A 19,641-nucleotide genomic window follows, 5' to 3' on the forward strand; every position below is an offset into this window, starting at 1 on the left:
GGTGTAGGGAAAGCGCGGCCCGCCAAGGGCCACCACCCTCTGAAGTCTGGAGCACGGTGCTCGAGCAGGTCTCCTCAGGCGAGTTCATGGACGAGCCGCTCCCCACGCTCCCGGAACGCCTGCCTTCGCCGGGGGATGACGCTCCTCCCCTGTTCACCGGCTTCCTCACCCCCTTCCTCCAGGTGGGCGCCGCTCGCCTCCGTTGGCACGGCGGGATGGTGGAGTCCGGCGACGACGAAGAAGCCCCTGGCAGGGCTCTCGCACGGAGTTGCAGGCGTGGCCTGGGCGCTGCTGGAGCTGGCCTCGGCCTGCTGCTCGGGCTTTCCGGAATGGGCCTGGGCCTGCTGCGGCTGGCCTCCCCCACTCGCGTGCCCTCCGTCCTCTCCCTGAGCCCTCCAGGGGCATGATGACTGCGGTCACCAGCTGATGACCGCAGTCACCCTCTGGGGCAGGCCTGACCGGTCGACGAATCATGCGAGTGCCCGAAATCCAGGGATTTGCGCGACACCCTGCGTCGAACAGGGGCTGGCACGGGCGATGCTCTAGAGACGGACATCTCAGGACCCAGGAGCTCTCCCATGAAAACGCGCCCCTTCCGCTCGAACTCGCTGCCTTCGCTGTCGACGCCACGGCCCACCGCGCCCACCCCTCCCCGGAGCGCCCCCCCTTCGCCGCGCACCCCGACCGCCCCGCAGCTCCCGGACATCACGAGGCAGATCCCGACGCAGTCGGTCCGGAATCCGCAGCCGGGCAAGCTCCAGGGCAACTACTCGAACCTGGAGAGCCACTTCGGCCGGAAGACCCAGGAGCAGGCGGCGCTCAACCAGTGGAATACCAATGCCGCCGGGCGCAACCAGGGCGTCGTCCACCTGATCGACTATGCGTACGCGCGTCCCACCAAGTTCGACACGACCCCCCCCAACGTGAAGCTCACCCCTCAGCAGCAGCAGGCGCTGAAGCAGGGCGACAAGCTCGGGTGGAATGAGGCGCAGTGGAAGCAGAACCTTGGCGAAACGAACTTCAACAGCCTGAAGTCCAAGGGCTACTTCTCGGAGTTCGCCGGGGGCGACAACAAGGTGCCCGTGGGCGCCAATCCCCAGCGGTGGCAGCAGCTGACCACCAACCATCAGCAGCTCTCGTCGCAGATCAGCACGGGCGAGGCGGCGCTGAAGACCCAGCGCCAGGCGTATACCCAGCAGCTGACTGCTCAAGGGGTGCCGAAGAAGGAGATGGGCGCCAAGATCAAGGAGTGGGAGGCCCAGAACCCCCAGAAGCAGCAGCTCGACGCCCTGAAGGCACAGCGGACTGGCATCGAGAGCGATATGAACGCGCAGCGGCGCTACACGCTGGCCTCCGACACGAGCAAGCAGGGACGGCTGGAGCAGATCGAGAAGGCCAATGGCCTGCCCCCGGGTTCGCTGCGCAACGGCAACGAGATCGTCGGAGGGACCAACGCGGTCCAGCAGCACCTGCAGAACAATGCGCCGTTTCCGGCCAACGCGCTCTCTCCCAACAAGCCGCTGGAGATGTACGTCAAGCAGCCGGACGGGAAGTGGTCGCTGCAGCAGGTCCAGCCGCAGGATCTGGCGACCACCTACAGTGGAAAGCAGGAAGCGGGCGGCCTGTCGATCGCGCAGTGGGGCTTGAGCCCCGAGGAACTGAAGCTGTCGACCGTGATGGGCGCCGGCGGCAAGAAGTAGGACGGAAGTCCGCTGTCCCGGCGGACCTGGGTGGTTCCGCCGGGACGGACCGGCGGAGTTTCCACAGCCCCCCTTCGCCGCGCCGCAAGCGCTCAGTCATTCCGTGCATGAGAGCGGCGGAACTCAGCAGGAATGGGCTCGCGCGTCGATTCCACGCCCGCGCTCCAACGGGGCGCCCTCGCAATGAGCAGCCGCAGCTCCGCCATCATCTCACGCCCCCCATAGACAGAGCCCTGCTCGCCCAGGAATGCGAGCAGTTCGTCCCTCATGACGGCCGCGGAGGGGTACCGCTCCTCCGGACGGGGACGCAGCACGCGATCCACTATCGCCTTCAAGGGCTCGGGTACGGAGGCCATCACCCGCGCCAGAAGGTCTGGATGAATGCTCTCGGCCCGGGCTGCCAACTCCGCCGGTGAGGCCCAGCTTGGCTCCTCGGGCTTCAGCTTGTGCGCCAGCTTCGCCAGACGGCCCGTCAAGGTAATGGGTGTGTGCTCCCAGGACGCATCCAGCACATATTGGTTGGTCAGCAATTCCACCAGTACCAACCCCAGGGAGAACTGGTCCGCGCGAGCATCGGGTCTCTCGTGCCGCAAGACTTCAGGCGCCGCATACGCCAGATCTCCTTTCACCCGCCCTCCTTGCGTCACGGGACGACCCGGTTGAACCGTGAATGCCGCCCCGAAATCCATGAGCTTCACCTCTCCCTGCTGGCCCAGGTGGATGTTGCGAGGACTGACATCCCGGTGAACGAGTTGGAGCGGGTGTCCCTCCTCATCCGTGAGGTTGTGCGCGGCATGCAGCGCATCCGCGATCTGGGACACCACATAGGCAGAGAACCGCGGGGACATGGGTCTGCGCCTCCGCGCGGCACGGTTCAATACCCGCTGCAGCGACAATCCCTCCACGTACTCCATCACCAGCACGGGCTGCCGAGCCCGGGGAGATACGGCCACCAGCCGCGCGATGTTGGGATGGTCGAGCCTGCCCAACAGCCACGCCTCCTCCAGCAGCCGTTTCCGAGCGCCCGGCTGCGCCGAGTCATTCAAGCGCTTCAGGAGAACCCACTCTCCCACGGCTCTCGGGCTCTCGGCTCGCGCCAGGATTCGCTCCCCCACTCCCAACGTGTCCAGCTTGCGCACGGCGCAGTAGCGATGGGCGCCAATGGTGAAACGCTGACCTTGCAGGGCAGCGGGGGCAGAGCGGGTCGGGCTGGGCATGCGGGCACTCCTCGGGTGAGCACGGCGGTCAGGGCAGTGGAGAATGGTGGCTGCGACGGGAGGCTACGCCACAGGTCATATCGGACGTTCCGACCTGGAGAGTAACACTCCAACCGAACCGATCGCGAGTCCTCATCCACTTCGGACAGGACGCAGGTTGCGGCACCACCTGCCCTACACGCAACGACAGTGCCCAGGCGATGGCGTTGGCGACTCCCAGTGCTGGGACTCCACCGCACGTTGCTCTTATGCTGGCGCTCGCCCTCCGCACGGACACCCTGACTCGAGTTCCCTCGGCACGCGTCCCTGTTGCCTGCTGCGCACGCCTTGCCCCGGAGCGTCTCGTGACCTGGTTCCACAACCTGAAGATCGCCTCCAAGCTCTTCATGTCGTTCCTCACCCTGCTGGGCCTGAACGCGACACTCGGTCTCTTCTCCCTGGAGCAGCTGTCCACCGTGCACGAGACTTCGCAGGAGCTGGCCCACAACTGGCTGCCCAGTGTCGCGGTGCTGGCAGACCTCAAGGACCGCACCGCGAGCTTCCGCCGCAGACAGCTCGACCACATCCTCGTCAACACCCAGGAGCAGATGACCGAGTTGGAGCAGCACCAGGACGAGACCGTCCAGCGCATCCGCGCCTTGATGGCCCAATACGAGCACCTCTCCGTCTCCAAGCAGGAACACGCGGCATACGAAGAGTTCAAGCGACTGTGGGAGGACTATCTGCTCCAGCACCCCAAACTGCTCCAGCTGTCCCGGCAGAACCAGGACGAGGCGGCCATCGCGCTGACGCTGGGGCCGCTCCTGAGTGCCTTCGAGACCCTCAACACCAAACTCGGGGAGCTGGTCACCATCAACCGCAAGAACTCGGACGCGGCCGCCACCCATGCGGACGAGACATACGAGTCCTACCGGCAGTGGATCATCGCCGCCCTGGGCTTCAGCGCGCTGCTCAGCCTCGTGCTGAGCCTGGTGATTGCTCGGCTCATCTCGCGGCCTCTCAAGGATGCGGTCAGCGTGGCTCACCAGCTCGCCGAGGGAGACTTCACCGTGCCCATCACGGCCGAGACGCAGGACGAGACGGGCCAGCTGCTCTCTGCCCTGCAGGTGATGAAACGCACGCTCAGCCAGGTCATCGGCGAGGTGCGCGAAGGCTCCTCTTCGCTCGCGCGAGCCGCTTCCCAGGTCTTCGCCTCCGCGCAGGGGCTCTCCCAGGGCACCAATGAGCAGGCCGCCCAGGTGGAGGAGACCTCCGCCAACCTGGAGCAGATGACAGACACCATCCACCAGAACCAGGCTCACAGCCAGCAGTTGGAGCAGCGGGCCCTGCAAGGCTCGAGGGATGCGGAGGAGAGTGGCGAGGCGGTGAAGGCGACGGTGGAAGCGATGGGCGCCATCTCGGAGCAGATCTCCATCGTGGAGGAGATCGCCTATCAAACGAACCTGCTGGCGCTGAATGCGGCCATCGAGGCGGCCCGCGCGGGCGAGCATGGCCGGGGCTTCGCGGTGGTGGCCTCCGAGGTCCGCAAGCTCGCAGAGCGCTGCCGCGTGGCGGCGCAGGAGATCTCCTCGCTGACCACCCAAAGCCTGAAGGTGGCCAGGCGCTCGGGAACATTGCTGTCGGAACTGGTCCCCACGATCCGGCAGACCACGGATCTGGTGCAGCATGTGGCGGCGGCTTCCGTCGAGCAGAGCACCCGCGTCACCCAGATCAGCACGGCCGTGGAGCACGTGGACGATGTGACGCAGCGCAACGCCTCAGCGGCCGAGGAGCTGGCCGCCACCTCCCAGGAGCTGGCGGCCCAGGCCGAGACGCTCAGCCAGGTGGTGTCCTTCTTCCGCGTCGAGGGCGCTCGCGAGCCCCCTCGAACCTCAGCGAGCGCTCGGCGGGCTTGAGATGTTGGCGAAGCGGGTCAGGTGGAAATCGGCGTCCCCAAAGGTCCGATCGATGGTGGTCAGCCGCTTGAAGTAGTGGCCGGCGCTGTATTCGATGGTGGTGCCGATGCCTCCGTGCAGTTGGATCGCCTGCTGCCCGATGAGGCGCCCGGACCAACCGATCTGCACCTTGGCGGCCGAGATGGCCTGGGTGCGCGCGGAAGCGTCCGTGCTGTCGGCGCGGTCCGCGGCCAGGATCGCCATGGAGCGGGCCTGCTCGTGGGCAATGAACATGTCCACCATGCGGTGCTGCAGCACCTGGAAGCTGCCGATGGGCACGCCGAACTGGGTGCGCGTCTTCAGGTAGTCGAGCGTCACCTCGTTCAGCGCCTCCATGTTGCCCACCGCCTCCGCGCACAGGGCGGCGATGCCGCGATCGATCGCCTGCTGGATGAACGGGAACGCGCCTCCCTCGGGTCCCAGCAGCGCCGCGCGGGGCACCCGCACGTTCTCGAGCGTCACCTCGGCCGCCCGGGTGCCGTCCACGTTGGGATAGCCCCGAATCTTCACGCCCGGAGTGTCGCGCTCGACGAGGAACAGGGACAGCCCGTCCTGCGCGTCCTGCGCGCCCGCCGTGCGCGCCGAGACGATCAGCAGGTGGGCGGAGTCTCCTCCGAGCACCACCGCCTTGGTCCCTTGGAGGGTGTAGCCCTGGGCATCGCCCTGGGCCGTGGTGGTGACGTGGGTGAGCGAGTAGCGGGACCTGGGCTCACCGTGCGCGAAGGCCAGGAACGCCGTACCGTCGATGACACGAGGCAGCCATTGGGATTTCTGCGCCTCGCTGCCCGCGGCCCGGAGCAGCCCCGCTCCCAGCACGACGGTGGGGAGGAAGGGCTCCACCACCATGCCGCGCCCGAAGGCCTCCAGCACGATGGCCAGATCCTGGAAGGTACCGCCAATGCCTCCGAACTCCTCGGGGATCTCCACCCCGAGCAGGCCCAGCTCCGCGAACGTGGCCCACATGTCCCGGGAGATGCCCTCCGGGGAGGCGAGGATCTTCGCCCGGCTCTCGAAGCCGTAGCGCTCGCGGATGAGCCGTGTCGCGGTGTCTCGCAGCATCCGCTGCGTGTCGGTCAGACTGAAGTCCATGGTGTGTCTCCCTCCTCTCGCGCCGGCTCAGAGCTTGAGCACCGACTTGGCCAGGATGTTGCGTTGGATCTCGTTGGAGCCGCCGTAGATGGTGGTCTTGCGGAAGTTGAAGTAGTCCGAGGCCAGCGGCGCGGCGTACTCGGGGCCAATGGGTTCACCGCTCCAGCCCGGCTCCCGGGCGGCCGGGTTGAAAGGCAGCGCGTAGGGGCCCACCGCCTCCATCATCAACTCCGTCAGGGACTGCTGGATCTCCGAGCCCCGGATCTTGAGCATGTTGGCCTCCGCGCCCGGCGCATGGCCGGACCGCTCGGCGGCGATCATGCGCAGGTTGGTCAGCTCCAGCGCCATGAGCTCGATCTCCACCGCGGCGATCTTCTTGCGGAAGGCCTCGTTCTGGATCAGCGGCACGCCGTCCACCGTCTCCGTGGCGGCGATCTCCTTCAGGCGCTTCAGCTCCGCCTTGGAGCGGCCGATTCGAGCGATGTTGGTGCGCTCGTGGCTGAGCAGGAACTTGGCATAGGTCCAGCCCGCGCCCGGCTCACCGACGATGTTCTCCTTGGGGATGCGGACGTTGTCGAAGAAGACCTCGTTCACCTCGTGCTCACCGTCGAGCATGATGATGGGCCGCAAGGTGATCCCCGGCGTGGCCATGTCAGCGATGAGCATGGAGATGCCCTGCTGCTTCTTGGCCGCCGGGTCGGTGCGTGCCAGCAGGAAGATGATGTTGGCGTACTGGCCCAGGGTGGTCCACGTCTTCTGCCCGTTGAGCACCCAGTGGTCGCCGTCGAGTACCGCCGTCATCCGCAGCGAGGCCAGGTCCGAGCCCGAGCCCGGCTCGGAGAAGCCCTGGCACCACCAGTCATCCATCCGCAGGATGCGCGGCAGGTAGTAGTCCTTCTGCCGCTGGCTGCCGAAGGCCATCAGCACCGGGCCGATCATGCTCAAGCCGAACGGCAGTGCCGGAGGAGCCCCCTCCTCGGCCAGCACTTCCTCGAAGAGGTAGTTCTGCACGGAGTTCCAGCCCGTGCCTCCGTACTCCTTCGGCCAGAGAGGGGCGCCCCAGCCGCGCTCGTAGAGCTGGCGCTGCCAGGTGACCTGCTCCTCCTTGTCGAGGTGCTTGTGGTGGAGGACGCGGTCTCGCGTCTCGGGTGACAGGTTGGCTCGCACCCACTGCCGAACCTCGTCGGCGAAGGCGAGCTCCTCGGGGGTGTAGTTCAGGTCCATGGTGCGCTCCAGGGCAGGGACTGCATCCTCTCCGGCTTCGCTGTCCCTGTCCCTCTATACCTTCTTGGAAGCGGAGCGTGCTCCCGGAGCGGAGGTGCCGGAGGGGTTTCGAGTTCGATGTTCGTTCCAGAACCCCTGGCATGCCCCGCGAGGTCGAGTGGAGCATCCGTGGATGCCCCACTCGGCAGCGCAGGCTACTCGCGGAGGTTGAAGGCCCCCTCGCGCATCATCGTCTCGATGGCGGGGGTCACCTCGGCGGCCGCCAGCTCCTCGACGCGCACCGCCGGGAAGCGGACCTCGAGGCCCTTGTTCAGCCGGTGGTACAGGGTGTTGGTGCCGAGCGAGTAGAGCTGCAGTCCGCGCAGCGCATAACTGCCGCCGAGCCTGGACAGCCCCACGTGGCCCGCCTCGAAGCGGAGCGTCATCACCTGCGAGCCCGCGCCGAGCTGATCCGTCACCTGGGCCTCGGCCACGGGACGCTCCACACCCCTGCCGTCCGTGGCCACGAGCGTGCCCGTCACCTCATAGCGATCCAGCCCCTGGCTCTCCACCATGACGTCCACCTCGAGCGCCGTCACCCGGCCGCTGCTGTCGCGCACCAGCCGCTCGCGCCCCAGCGCGGCAATCCGCGCCGTCGGCACCACGAAGCCGAAGGCCGTCTCCTCCAGGCGATCGAAGGGGACGCCACCCACCGTGCCCGTGGCGCGGATCTCCACCATCCACGTGCCCGGCTCGTCCCGCTCCGTCATCACGCGCGAGACCATGGCGCGGTACTCCTTGCCCACCTTCACCACGGGCACCGAGCGATCCCGCTCATAACGCGGGGTGAGCAGCGTGGCCTCCACGCGCACGCCCTCGAGCGCCGCGTCGGACTGGAGGCCCACCGTCACGTACCCGTCGGCCTCAGGAGAGAGCTGCATCGCCGAAGGGGTGATGGCCAGCTCGGTGGCGGAGGAAGGCTCGCGGATCTCGATCGCCAGCCCCACCCTGGCCGCCTTGGGTCCGACCTGGAGCTTGTAGAGCCCGCGGCCCATGTCCTTGCTCATGCGCAGCATGGAGATGGGTTTGGTGATGCCTTCAGCCTTGAGCCGGTCCGGGTCCGCGCCCAGCTGCTCGCTGCCGGCCCGCGCCGCGCGCACGTCCGCGCGCACGCCCTTCGGGTCGAACATCGCCACGTCCCGCAGCGCCTCCTCCCCCACCTTGGGATCATTGCCCTTGGGGATGAGCATCACCCAGGCATCGTCGGGCGAGGTGATGGGCAGCCGCAGCTCGGTGGCCTCCGAGCCCGGAGCCACATGTAGCACGGTGGACTTCGAGCGCCGTGTCTCGGGCACAATCGGCGCCGCCAGCGGCTGCTGAGGCGAGACGGGGTTGGACACGGACACGAGGCCCGGGCCGACGCCCTCGCGGGCGTCTCGAGCGAACAGCCGGCCGGGAGCCACATCCCCCGGAGAGAGCGTGGCGCCCGAGGTGGTGCGCAGCCTGGAGTTCGCGGCGGACACGGGCGTGAACCCCCCGAGGAGGACGACTGCCAGCCCCAGGCCGGCGAACTGAATGAAGGATCGATGAGCGTTCATAGTCTTTCTCCAGCTCGGGCTCAGTGAAGGGCCTGGACGACGGCGTAGTTATGAAGACCCCAATAGGTGTCGTAGGCGAGATCGCCACACCAGTTGGAGCCACCCGGAGGCGCCTGCACGCAATCATTGGCGCCGGAGGAGCCGGTGGTGGCATCGAAGCCATACTTGGCCACCAGGCACGCGTCACAGATGCCATCGCCCTGCCACGAATCCGGACACACCTCCGTCCAGGCCGGGTAGTAGGCGGCATTGAGGTAGGGGTTCCAGCTCGCGGTGCTCGGGACCTTGTAGCTGCTCGAGTACCCATAGGAGATGAGGCAATCGGGCTCGGCGTAGCCATTGGTGAGCATGCTGCTCGAGCACCCGTACTTCCACACGGTGTGCCCGTTCATGAAGTCCGTGGCGTAGCCCGAGTAGTAGTTGTTGCAGGCCAATCCCGCGGCCGCCACGTTCGTCTCAGGCGCGTACGTCTGGCTCGATGGCGGAGGGATGGGCGCGTTGGCCACCTTTTGCGCCACCAGGTTGCCGCTGTTGTGGCAGCTGCGGCGCGACTGGTGGTGGTTGAGGCGGCCGTCGTCGATGATGATGTTGCCGAAGTAGCCCGAGCTCTCGGTGCCGATGAAGCCATCCGTGCTGGCGTTGAAGCTGCCCCAGCCCAGCAGCGCCGCCGCCTTCAGGCCGATGCTGTACAGGTATCCGCCGCAGTACGCGTCGCTCGAGAAGAGGTTGGCGTAGACGCGATTGCCTCGCACCACCGAGATGGGCTTGCCGCCCACCGTCGTCGCGCCCTGGCCTCCCGCGAAGGTGCCGTTCGAGTTGTACACACTCATGTTGTCCGTGCGCTGCTGCACCACGGCAGGGTTGTTGTAGCTGCCACCTCCGAAGAACTCGACGATGCTGTTGGCGATGTTGAGGAACGAGCCGCTCGTCGTCACCTTGTTGGCCAGCGGGGTGCCGGTGAGATCCGGCGCCATGAAGATGACCTGCGAGATGCGGCTCACCACCGTGTTGACGGTGTTGCCGTTGGCGCTCACCGCTCCGGTGTGCCCCAGCATGTAGCGCACCGGGCTCGAGCCGTTCGAGTGGGTGATGACGGTGAAGCTGGTGATGTTGTTGGCGTTCATCCACGGCACGATCTGGTCGACGATCGGCCCCCAGCTACATTGGCTGAAGCCCGCGCAGGTGGCGCCGGGATATCCGATGATCAGATACGGCTGGCCATTGCGCATCGTGTCGATGGACGACTGCGTCCAATAGCCCGTGGTGGCGGAGCTGACGCTCTGATCGCCCGTGCCGTGGACGAAGACCACGCCCGTGGCGGCTTGAGCGGCACCTCCCGCCCCGAGCAGCAAGGCGCAGGCTGCGGCTCGCAGCCAACCTGTCCTGGAAAACAAGTGCATGGAAACCTCCCGGAGGCCGACAACTCGGCCTCACGCAGTGGGGACTTGCACAGTAGGAGATATCCGATGGGCTGGCAAAACGGACTTAGCTGGAAGCTCAGCATCGCTCTGTTGGCCATACAAAACTGAGGAATCGAGCATTCACTCCTGGCTGGGACACCCGTGCATCGCTCTGTAGCTTGGGCCGCGAGAGGAGCGTTCGACATTGGCCCCACCCGACGATGACTCTGGTTCCAAGCCGCTGCTTCCCAAGCTCAGCCGCCGCGCCTTCTTCACCGGCGCGGGTGCCTCGGCGCTGACCGCCACCTTGACGCAATCCGTCGCGGAGGCGGCGACAGCGGCCACAGGCCCCTCGGTGGTAGGACCCGAGCCCATAGGGTTTTCCCTATCCATCAACGGCCGCAACGTGTCCGTCCAGGTCGATCCCGCCACGACGCTGGCCGAGGTGCTGCGCAATCACCTGGGCATGACGGGGACAAAGATTGGCTGTGATCGCGGCGCCTGTTCGGCCTGCACGGTGTGGCTGGACGGCGAGGTCGCCGCCAGTTGCATGACGCTGGCCTTCGATGCCCGAGGCCGGAAGATCACCACCATCGAGGGGCTCGCCCGGGGTGACGAGCTGCACCCGGTCCAGCGGGCCTTCGTGGAGAATGACGCGATGCAGTGTGGGTTCTGCACGCCCGGCATGGTGATGAGCTGTGCCGCGCTGGTGGAGCGCAACCCCAAGTGCACGCTCGACGACGTGAAGCAGGCGGTGAGCGGCCACCTGTGCCGGTGCGGCACCTATCCCAACGTCTTCAAGGCGACCCTGGCCGCGGCCAAGGGTGGCGGAAAGCCCAAGGGGCAGAGCTGATGCAAAGCGTCAAGGACACCACCGAGACCCGGTCCTCCACCACCCCCGCCGACGGGCAGAAGCAGACCGGAGGTCCGCAGAAGCCTCCTCCGCCGAACCCCGGGCCTTCGCGAGAGCAGACCCTGTCGTATGGGATTGTCGGCGAGGGCTTGAAGGAGGTGACCCGTCGCGTGCCCGCGGACGAGCCGCCACCGCTGGCCGAGAACTCGAAGCTGAAGTCCATCGGCAAGCCCATCCCTCGCATGGACGCCATCGAGAAGGTCACCGGCAAGGCCCGCTACACCTTCGATGTCCAGCTGCCTGGAATGCTGTGGGGGAAGTGGGTCACCTCTCCTCTTCCCCACGCGCGCATCAAGTCCGTGGACACCTCGGCGGCCGAGCGCTACCCCGGCGTTCGAGCTGTTCACGTCCTGGAGCGACTGCTCTCGACCGCGAAGCTGCGCGATCCGAAGACGGAGCAGAGCCAGCGCTACCCCACGGTCCGCTATGCGGGCCAGCCCATCGCGGCGGTGGCGGCGGAGACTCCACGGGCGGCCGAGGCCGCGGCGAAGCTGATCAAGGTGGAGTACGAGCCCCTGCCCCACGTCACCGAGATCGAGGCGGCGATGAAGGAGGACGCGCCGCGCGTCTTCCCCGGCCCGACCGAACAGCCGGCGACAGCGGGAGGCGGAGGCGCACCGCCGGGCCTTCCCCAGAAGGGCAACGTGCGAGGCCCCGACACGAAGCCCCGAGGCATGGGTCCGCGTGGAGATGTGGCCAAGGGCTTGAGCGACGCGGACGTGGTGGTCGAGGCCGAGTTCCGGACCCAGGTACAGACGCACGTGCCCATGGAGCCGCACGGGCTCGTGGCCGACTGGCGGGACGATGGGCTGACGATCCACGCCTCCACGCAGTACGTGGGGAGTGTCCGGGACGAGGCGGCCGAGCACTTCGAACTGCCCAAGAGCAAGGTCCGGGTGCTCTGTGACTTCACCGGTGGCGGCTTCGGCGCGAAGTACGGGATTGGCAACTTCGGGCTGCTGGCCATCCACCTCTCGAAGAAGGCCCGCCTGCCGGTGCGGATGATGCTGGACCGCCGGGATGAGCATGTCTCGGGAGGCAACCGTCCGAACAGCATCCAGCGGCTCAAGGTGGGCGCGAAGCGCGACGGCTCGCTGACGGCGATCCAGCTCCAGGCCTACGGCAGCGGAGGCGTGGCGGGCGGCGCGGGAGTCGGCTTCGCCCACTCCACGCTCTACACCTGCCCGAACGTCAAGGTCGAACAGTACGACGTCTTCACCAACTCCGGCCCCTGCGCGGCCTTCCGGGCCCCCGGCCAGGTCCAGGGCATCTTCGGCCTGGAGCAGGCCATCGACGAGGTGGCGGAAAAGATCGGAATGGATCCGATCGTGCTCCGAGGGAAGATCGACATCTCGGGGACGGATGACAGTCTGGCCCGTGCGCACGAGCGCCGCATCGGCGCCGACCGGTTCGGCTGGAGCAAGCGCCGGCCCGCGGGCTCGGACAAGGGCCCCATCAAGCGAGGCATGGGGTTCGCCCAGTCCCAGTGGCTCTACCTGGTCCACCGCAACACCGCCTGCGAGGTGCGGGTGACGGGAGATGGCTCGGTCGAGGCCTTCAGCAGCACGCAGGACATCGGCACGGGGACGCGCACCATCCTGGCGCAGGTGGTGGCAGAGGAGTTCGGCCTGCGCCCCGAGGACATTGGCGCCCACGTGGGTGACTCCCGTTACCCCATGGGCCCCGCGTCGGGAGGCAGCCGCGTCACCAGCTCGCTGACTCCCGCCGCCCGGAATGCCGCCTGGCGCTGCGCCCGGGACCTGGCCTCGCGGCTGGCCCCCATCCTCGAGGCGAATGCGGACGACATCGTCTTCGCCGATGGCAAGGTGATGGTGAAGGGCAAGGGCTCGTCATCGATGACCTTCCGCGAGGCGGTGAAGAAGGCCGGCTTCGCGGAGATCTCCCACCGGGCCGAGCGCCGGGACGACTACGAGGGCTACGCGTTCTCCACGCCGGAGATGAGCATCAGCCGCCACGGCATTGGCGGGGTGCAGTTCGCCGAAGTCGAGGTCGACACGGAGACGGGCATCGTCAAGGTGGAGCGGGTGGTCGCGGTGCATGACTGCGGGCGCCCCATCAACCCCAAGCTCACCGAGAGCCAGATCTACGGAGGTGTCATCCAGGGCGTGAGCTACGCGCTCTACGAGGAGCGGCACCTCGATCCGGGCAGCGGGCACCAGCTCAATGCCAACGTGGACCAGTACAAGATCGTCGGCTCGCGCGAGGTGCCCACCATCGAGGTGCTGCTGCTCGAGCAGCTCGGCGCGCAGTCCTCGACGGATGCGCGTGGAGTGGCCGAGCCCGCCAACGTGGCGACCGCGGCGGCGGTGGCCAATGCCTTCTACAACGCGACGGGCAAGCGCATCCGGACGCTCCCGATGACTCCCGCGAACGTGCTCGCGGCGCTGCGGACCTGAGACGGAGGAGACAACTCATGCAGAGCTTCGAATGGGTGGATGCCCAGTCCGTGGAACAGGCCGTCTCGCTGCTGGCGGAAGGAAACGAGCGCAAGTCCGTGGTGGCCAAGGCCGGCGGCATGGATCTGCTGGACCTGATGAAGGGAGGGGTCGTCACCCCTCAGCGCGTGGTCAACCTGAAGACCATCCCGGGAATGGACGGGGTGCGCTTCGATGCCAAGCAGGGCCTCGAACTGGGCGCCCTGGTGACGCTGGCCCGCATCTCCCGGGAGTCGGAGGTGCGCCGCCGGTTCGTGGCGCTCGCGGATGCGGCAGAGCATGCCGCGACACCCCAGGTCCGCAATGCCGCCACCATCGGCGGGAACCTGCTCCAGCGGCCCCGCTGCTGGTACTTCCGCAATGAGTTCTTCCATCAGACCGGGGGCGACGCGGTCGAGCGGGTGCGCTCGGGAGAGAACCAGTACCACGCCATCTTCGACAACCAGCGCACGGTGATGGTGCACGCCTCCACTCCAGCGACGGCGCTGGTGGCGTATGGCGCCACGGTCGAACTGACCGGTCCTGGGGGCAAGTCGCGCGTGGTGCCCGTGTCCGAGCTGCTGCTGCCACCGGACATGAAGCGCCAGGGTGACACGATCATCGCGCCGAACGAGCTGCTGACGCGCGTGCGCATCCCCGTGCCCGCAGCCGGGACGAAGGCCGCGTACCACAAGCAGGGCGAGCGCGAGAGCTACGACTGGCCCATCTGCGATGTCGCGGTGGTGCTGCAGATGGACGGCCGCGTCTGCCGACAGGCGTCGATCGTCATGGGCTGGGTGGCGCCGACGCCTCGGCGGGCGACGGAGGCGGAGAAGCTGCTGGTGGGCAAGACGCTCGACGAGACGATCGTCCGGCAGGCGGCGCAGGCGGCAGTGGGCGGAGCGACGCCGCTGTCGAGGAACGCCTACAAGGTCCCCATCCTCGAGACGACGGTCCGCAGAACCCTCTTCACCGCGGCGGCAGCCTGAGGGAGCGCATGGACTCGAATCCCGAGCAGAAACCGCCTCGCGTCTGCCGCCGCGTACGCTCGAAGGGAGAGCCGGGCATCCGGTACGACGCGACGGTGGCCTGGGACGTGGGCTTCGTCTCGACCGCGACGTTCTGGTGCATCGCGACCGGAGAGTGTGTCGGGCCCGACGATGACCTGGTGCACCCTCACTCCTGTGGCGAGGGGCGTGTCTGTTTCCGTGCTCCCATGGAGGATCCAGAGGAAGGCCCGCTGCTCCTGGAGTAAGACGTGAGGTGCGTGCACCTCATGAAGCGCTGGAGCCTCACGATCATCTGTCTCCTGTGGGTGGCCCTCCTGCCGGGCCTTGCCCCAGGAGAAGAACCCACCCGCTCGGCTCCGGCTCCCGTGGCTCCTCCGGGAGGTGCCCTGGCCCGAGTCCAGGCCGCGGGAGTGCTACGGGTGGCCATCGACGCCACCTACCCTCCCATGGAGTTCCTGGAGAACGGCCAGCCCGTGGGCTTCGACATCGATCTCGCGCGAGAGATCGCCCGCCGGCTCGGAGTGACGGCGCAATTCGTCGTCATGGATTGGGACGGCATCCTCGCCGGGCTCACCTCGGGGCGGTACGACATCATCCTCTCGTCGATGAACATCACCCCCGCGCGCCAGCAGCAGGTGGACTTCGTCGAGTACGCGCGCATGTCCCAGGTCTTCGTCACCACCCGGGGCCGGAGCATCCGCACCGAGGAGGAGCTCGCGGGATATCGCGTGGCCGTGCAGACGAACACCACCTCGCAGCGGTGGGTGGAGCAACTCCAGAAGCGCGGTGTCGCCGTCACGGAGATCCGTCCCTTTCCCGGCGCCACCGAGTGCTTCGCCGCGGTGAAGTCCGGGCAGGCGGACGTCATCGTCATCGATGAGCCCGTGGGCCGCTTCTTCTCGCGAAGGGATGACAGCTTCGTCATCACCGGCCAGGCGCTCGAGCCCGAACCCATTGGCATCGCCATCAACAAGCAGGACGCGGACCTGACGGCCGCCATCGCCCGAGCCTTCGAGGACATCCGCGCCACCGGTACGCTGAAGCAGCTCTCCGGGCACTGGTTCGGCGGAGAGCTGGGACAGGCGATGAAGCCGCAGGGCTTCTGGAGCTTCTCTCGCGAGGTGGTGCTGCCCCGCGTGCTCCAGGGTTTGGGAGTAACGCTGCAGCTCACGCTGGGCTCCGGGGCGTGCGGCATCGCCCTGGGGCTGCTCGTGGCGCTGGCGCGCATCTCACGGCGCTCGGTGATTCGCGGCGTGGCTTCGGGCTACATCACCCTGTTCCGAGGAACGCCCCTCCTGCTGCAACTGCTCTTCATCTTCTTCGCTCTGCCGCTGATGATCGGCGTGCGCCTGGGCCCCATGGCCGCGGGGCTCGTCGCGCTGTCGCTCAATGCTGCGGCCTACATCGCGGAGATCTTCCGGGCCGCCATCGAGTCCATCGACAAGGGCCAGATGGAGGCAGCCCGAGCGCTGGGCATGAGTCACGAGCTGGCCATGCGCCGGGTCATCCTGCCGCAGACGTTCCGGCGGCTCATCCCTCCGCTCGTCAACGAGCTGGCGGCGCTCTCGAAGGACACCTCGCTGGTGATGGTGATCGCCCTGCCGGAGATGCTCTACGAGACGAAGCAGCTCGCGGGCACGTACCTCCGCCCGGAGGTATACGCCTGGGCCGCCGTCGGCTACCTGATCATCGTGGTGGCGCTGACGGCTCTGGCCCAGAGGCTGGAGAAGCGACTGGAGGCGCGAGGCTCATGAGCGGCCCCATCATCCGTGTCGAGGGTCTGCGCAAGTCCTTCGGCGAGCGCGAAATCCTCCGAGGCATCGATCTCGAGGTGGCGACCGGTGAAGTCGTGGTCATCATCGGGCCGAGCGGCTGCGGCAAGTCCACGCTGCTGCGCTGCCTCAACTACCTGGAGTCCCCCACGCAGGGGCGCATCTGGCTGCGCGGCGAGCTGCTCGGGAGGAAGGAGAAGGAAGGACACCTGGTGCCGCGCCCCGAGGCCGAGGTGGATCGGCAGCGGACGCACATCGGCATGGTCTTCCAGCGCTTCAACCTCTTCCCGCACATGACGGCGCTGAGCAACGTCATCGAAGCGCCCATGAAAGTGAAGAGACTGCCACGTGCCCAGGCCGAGGCCATTGGCCTGAAGCTGCTGGAGCGCGTGGGGCTGCTGGACAGGAAGGACGAGTACCCGATCCGGCTCTCGGGCGGTCAGCAGCAGCGCGTGGCCATCGCGCGAGCACTGGCGATGGAGCCAGAGGTGATGCTCTTCGACGAGGCCACCTCGGCCCTGGATCCCGAGCTGGCCGACGAGGTGCTCCAGGTGATGCTGGGGCTTGCGCGCGAAGGCATGACGATGCTGGTCGTGACGCACGAGATGGGCTTCGCGCGAGAGGTGGCTCACCGCGTCGTCGTGCTGGACGCGGGCACGGTCCTGGAGCAGGGCCCACCGTCCGTCATCTTCAGCCAGCCCTCGCAGCCCCGAACGCGCGAGTTCCTCCGCAAGGTGCTCCACGTCCGCACCGAGAGCGGGAGCTGAAGCCCGAGCCCGCCGCTACGCCGAGCGGCGCCACACCGCGAGCGTCTGCACGGCCACGGTGTACAGCACGAACAGTGCGCCCACAGGTGCCAGGATGATGCCCAGCGAGGGATCTCCCTCCGGATGGGCAATGCCGCCGAGCAGGAAGCCCAGCGGCATCGCGGCGCTGCCAATCCGGAGCATCCGCGACGCCGCCGTCCGGCGCCCCTCGCTGAGCCCCGCCGTGTCCGCCCAGTGCACATAGATGAGGTTCAGCAACCCCAGCGCCGCGCCATGGAAGTGGGCCAGCGACCAGAGCCGCTGCTTCCACGGATCCGACACCAGCGACACCCAACGGAAGCCCTCGAGCGTCTCCAGCACCGACCCGAACGCCAGCGACACGAAGAGCAGCGTCCAGCCAAACCGGGCATGCACCCGGGCGAAACCCCCGGCCGCGGGAACCTCCGTCTTCTTCTGCGTCGTCACACTCACTCGCCTATCTGGATGGGAGGTTGCGCCGCGCGCTTCTGCAGCAACTGCTCGACCACGGCGGGGATCGGCTCCATCGCGGCGTCCAGCGGAACCGATGCGTCCGGGCGCGGAATATCACCCTTGTCCAGCCCCGCCCACCACTGCCGCCAGCGCTGCACCACCCGGGCGCGCTCCTCCGCGGTGGCCTGGGGCTCGAAGCGAGGCAGAGCCCCCGAGCTGCTCGCCAGGGCCGGCCGGGTCTCGCCCGCGCGAGTCACCAGCGACTGGAGCGAGAGCCACGAGAGGCGCCGGATGGACGCGTAGTCATCCTCCATGGACCGGAGCAGGAACGGAACCGCCCACAGCCGCGCCACCGGCTGCGCCGTATAGCTCCTCGCGTCGCCCAGCGCGGACGCGGCGACGGCCCGCTGCACCACGTCGCCGGACAGCAGCGTCCGCACCATCTCCGCCACCCCGAAGGCTGGATCCGACGGCACATCCGCCGGAGCCGGCTGTCCCTGCTGCCGGCTCAGCGTCTCCGCCGCCCAATGCGCGCTCCGATCGGTGTGGCACAGCGTGCACGCCTCCGGCATCTCGTAGCGCCAGGCCCGCGCGGGCTCCGGCTTCTGGATGTGGTGCGTCGGGTGGATGCGCATGATGCCGTACGCCATCTTCGGCATGTGGCAGGCGTAACAGTCCGTGCCCGACGAACCCGCGCGGTGCCGGCTGTGATCGGCGGCCTTCGCCACGATGTCCGCGTGGCACTCCTGGCACGCCGCAGGTCCGCGCTTCTCCTCGGTGATCATCCCCCGCGGATCCCCTCCGTGCATGGTGTGGCAGTGCTGGCACGTCAGCCCACCCTTCTGGAAGTCCTTGGACATCAGTAGCCCCTGGTACTCGTACGCGGTGAGGCGCGGGGTGCCGTCCTTCCAGAAGCGCAACGACACATCCACTCCCTGCAGGTGGCTGTCCCGGTGCAACGGCTGGGTGTACGCGGCGAGATCCTCCCCCGCCGTGTACGGATCTCCCTCCGACAGGAACTGGCGGATGCGCTCGATCGGCGAGGGCATGCGCTGGCCGTGGCAGTGGCCGCAGACCTGGATGCGCCGCAGCGGCTCCAGGCGCAGGGGGTTGACGATCGTCGGATCCGGCGCGCCGGAGTAGTGCAGGTAGTAGCGCCGCAGCGGAAACCGGTTGCGCGAGGAATGCTCCGTGCCCGGCCCATGGCACGCCTCGCAGGAGATGCCCAACTCCGCCACGTGGCTGTCGAACTTCCCCCGCTGCCAGTCGTAGCCCGGCTGTGCCTTCACGTTGTGGCAGAAGATGCAGTTGCCGTCCCACAGCGAGCGGTGGCGATTGAAGTCCGTCCCGTCCGGATCCAGGAAGCCCCCCGCGAGGTGGAACCAACGCCGCCCCTCGATGTCCCAGGCCACCGGCAACCGGATGTAGCGGTCTCCATCACGCACCAGGTACTGCTGCACGCGCCGCGAGCCCACCGTGCGCACCACCTGCTGGCGGCTCATGCGGCCCTGCCCATCCAACGTCTCGATGAAGTAGCGCTCCCCCTCGCGAAGGAAGCGCGAGGTGACGCCCTGATAGGTGAAGCTCACCCCGCTGAAGTCCCCCTGCACCGCCACCGGTGAAGCCTCCTGCGTCATCGTCCGATGGAAGGTGCGCCGCCAGCTCTCGAAGTGGTTCGGGTGGCACGGCTGGCATGAGGAGGCCCCCGAGTACGCCACCGGGGCCAGCGGCACGGGCGTGCGCACCTCGGCGGCTGTCGCCCGGAGTGCGGCTCCGCCCACGAACGCCACGACAGCGAGTCCGAGTCCCCATGCGAGGTATGGGCCGCGCAGCCGCGCTCCAACCGACATGGCCCGAATGCATAGGCGCTTCAGCCGGTCGAGTCGATCTCTGTCTCCGCGCCCCGGCCGCCCGGCTGCTCAGCGGCGCCGATTCCTGAATACCCTTTCGGGAAGGGTGCGACAATTTGCCGCACCCTTCGGCCTTCGGACGAAAATCCGCCTGCTTCGAAAGCGGCTCGAAGTCAAGAATCTGGTTTTCCTGTTTTTCTGGTGAGCCCAAAGTTTTGTTGGCGATTTGAAATTTTCTGGGCTGTCGTGTTAGCTGCTCGGCTCCCCCCGAGGTGAGTGCTC

General features: G+C 67.6%; 16 protein-coding genes. 9 read left to right on the forward strand and 7 right to left on the reverse strand.

Features of this window, described 5'->3' with window-relative positions; genetic code table 11:
* Positions 1-86: 86 nt before the first annotated feature.
* Positions 87-407: a hypothetical protein gene (locus tag KY501_RS23810; protein WP_224365543.1), complete on the forward strand. Its 321-nt coding sequence runs from the start codon at positions 87-89 to the stop codon at positions 405-407.
* A gap of 171 nt (positions 408-578) precedes the next feature.
* The gene (locus KY501_RS23815; RefSeq protein WP_224365544.1) at positions 579-1,700 is read left to right on the forward strand and encodes a hypothetical protein; all 1,122 of its coding nucleotides are present in this window, start codon (positions 579-581) and stop codon (positions 1,698-1,700) included.
* 92 nt (positions 1,701-1,792) lie between these two features.
* Here KY501_RS23815 and KY501_RS23820 read toward each other — a convergent pair whose 3' ends face one another.
* Complete coding sequence (locus KY501_RS23820; protein ID WP_224365545.1) at positions 1,793-2,917, reverse strand: serine/threonine-protein kinase; 1,125 nt, start codon at positions 2,915-2,917, stop codon at positions 1,793-1,795.
* Positions 2,918-3,261: 344 nt separating this feature from the next.
* Between KY501_RS23820 and KY501_RS23825 the strand changes: the two genes are divergently transcribed.
* Complete coding sequence (locus KY501_RS23825) at positions 3,262-4,812, forward strand: methyl-accepting chemotaxis protein (protein ID WP_224365546.1); 1,551 nt, start codon at positions 3,262-3,264, stop codon at positions 4,810-4,812.
* Here the strand turns inward: KY501_RS23825 and KY501_RS23830 are convergent.
* The 4 genes from KY501_RS23830 to KY501_RS23845 form a co-directional block, all read right to left on the reverse strand.
* Positions 4,789-5,940 carry an acyl-CoA dehydrogenase family protein gene (locus tag KY501_RS23830; protein WP_224365547.1) on the reverse strand — a complete coding sequence of 384 codons (1,152 nt, stop codon included), beginning with the start codon at positions 5,938-5,940 and terminating at the stop codon, positions 4,789-4,791. The two genes, KY501_RS23825 and KY501_RS23830, sit on opposite strands and share 24 nt — an antisense overlap.
* 27 nt (positions 5,941-5,967) lie before the next feature.
* Positions 5,968-7,164, reverse strand: a complete 1,197-nt coding sequence (locus KY501_RS23835; protein WP_224365548.1) for an acyl-CoA dehydrogenase family protein — start codon at positions 7,162-7,164, stop codon at positions 5,968-5,970.
* A 194-nt stretch (positions 7,165-7,358) separates the two neighbouring features.
* Positions 7,359-8,741 (reverse strand): DUF4785 family immunoglobulin-like domain-containing protein, encoded by a 1,383-nt coding sequence (locus tag KY501_RS23840; RefSeq protein ID WP_224365549.1) that lies wholly within the window; start codon positions 8,739-8,741, stop codon positions 7,359-7,361.
* Between the two features lie 20 nt (positions 8,742-8,761).
* On the reverse strand, positions 8,762-10,141 hold the full coding sequence (locus KY501_RS23845; RefSeq protein ID WP_224365550.1) for a hypothetical protein: 1,380 nt from the start codon (positions 10,139-10,141) through the stop codon (positions 8,762-8,764).
* A 205-nt stretch (positions 10,142-10,346) separates the two neighbouring features.
* Between KY501_RS23845 and KY501_RS23850 the strand changes: the two genes are divergently transcribed.
* From KY501_RS23850 to KY501_RS23875, 6 genes are read left to right on the forward strand one after another with little or no spacing between them, the layout of a single operon-like run.
* The gene (locus KY501_RS23850) at positions 10,347-10,994 is read left to right on the forward strand and encodes a (2Fe-2S)-binding protein (protein WP_224365551.1); all 648 of its coding nucleotides are present in this window, start codon (positions 10,347-10,349) and stop codon (positions 10,992-10,994) included.
* Positions 10,994-13,471, forward strand: a complete 2,478-nt coding sequence (locus KY501_RS23855; protein WP_224365552.1) for a xanthine dehydrogenase family protein molybdopterin-binding subunit — start codon at positions 10,994-10,996, stop codon at positions 13,469-13,471. Before KY501_RS23850 ends, KY501_RS23855 begins: the two co-directional genes overlap by 1 nt.
* A 17-nt stretch (positions 13,472-13,488) precedes the next feature.
* Positions 13,489-14,478: an FAD binding domain-containing protein gene (locus KY501_RS23860; protein ID WP_224365553.1), complete on the forward strand. Its 990-nt coding sequence runs from the start codon at positions 13,489-13,491 to the stop codon at positions 14,476-14,478.
* Between the two features lie 8 nt (positions 14,479-14,486).
* A complete protein-coding gene (locus KY501_RS23865; protein ID WP_224365554.1) occupies positions 14,487-14,744 on the forward strand; it encodes a hypothetical protein in 258 nt (85 codons plus the stop codon).
* Positions 14,745-14,765: 21 nt separating this feature from the next.
* Positions 14,766-16,253 carry an ABC transporter substrate-binding protein/permease gene (locus KY501_RS23870; RefSeq protein ID WP_224365555.1) on the forward strand — a complete coding sequence of 496 codons (1,488 nt, stop codon included), beginning with the start codon at positions 14,766-14,768 and terminating at the stop codon, positions 16,251-16,253.
* Positions 16,250-17,038: an amino acid ABC transporter ATP-binding protein gene (locus tag KY501_RS23875; RefSeq protein ID WP_224365556.1), complete on the forward strand. Its 789-nt coding sequence runs from the start codon at positions 16,250-16,252 to the stop codon at positions 17,036-17,038. The genes KY501_RS23870 and KY501_RS23875 overlap by 4 nt, the downstream gene beginning before the upstream one ends.
* Before the next feature lie 15 nt (positions 17,039-17,053).
* Here the strand turns inward: KY501_RS23875 and KY501_RS23880 are convergent, their stop codons facing one another.
* Both KY501_RS23880 and KY501_RS23885 read right to left on the reverse strand, forming a co-directional pair.
* Positions 17,054-17,503, reverse strand: a complete 450-nt coding sequence (locus KY501_RS23880; RefSeq protein WP_224365557.1) for a hypothetical protein — start codon at positions 17,501-17,503, stop codon at positions 17,054-17,056.
* A gap of 2 nt (positions 17,504-17,505) precedes the next feature.
* The gene (locus KY501_RS23885; RefSeq protein ID WP_224365558.1) at positions 17,506-19,359 is read right to left on the reverse strand and encodes a cytochrome c3 family protein; all 1,854 of its coding nucleotides are present in this window, start codon (positions 19,357-19,359) and stop codon (positions 17,506-17,508) included.
* Positions 19,360-19,641: the final 282 nt, after the last annotated feature.

Origin of the sequence: Hyalangium versicolor (assembly GCF_020103695.1) — a bacterium.
In the GTDB taxonomy this organism is placed as follows: Bacteria; Myxococcota; Myxococcia; order Myxococcales; family Myxococcaceae; genus Hyalangium; species Hyalangium versicolor.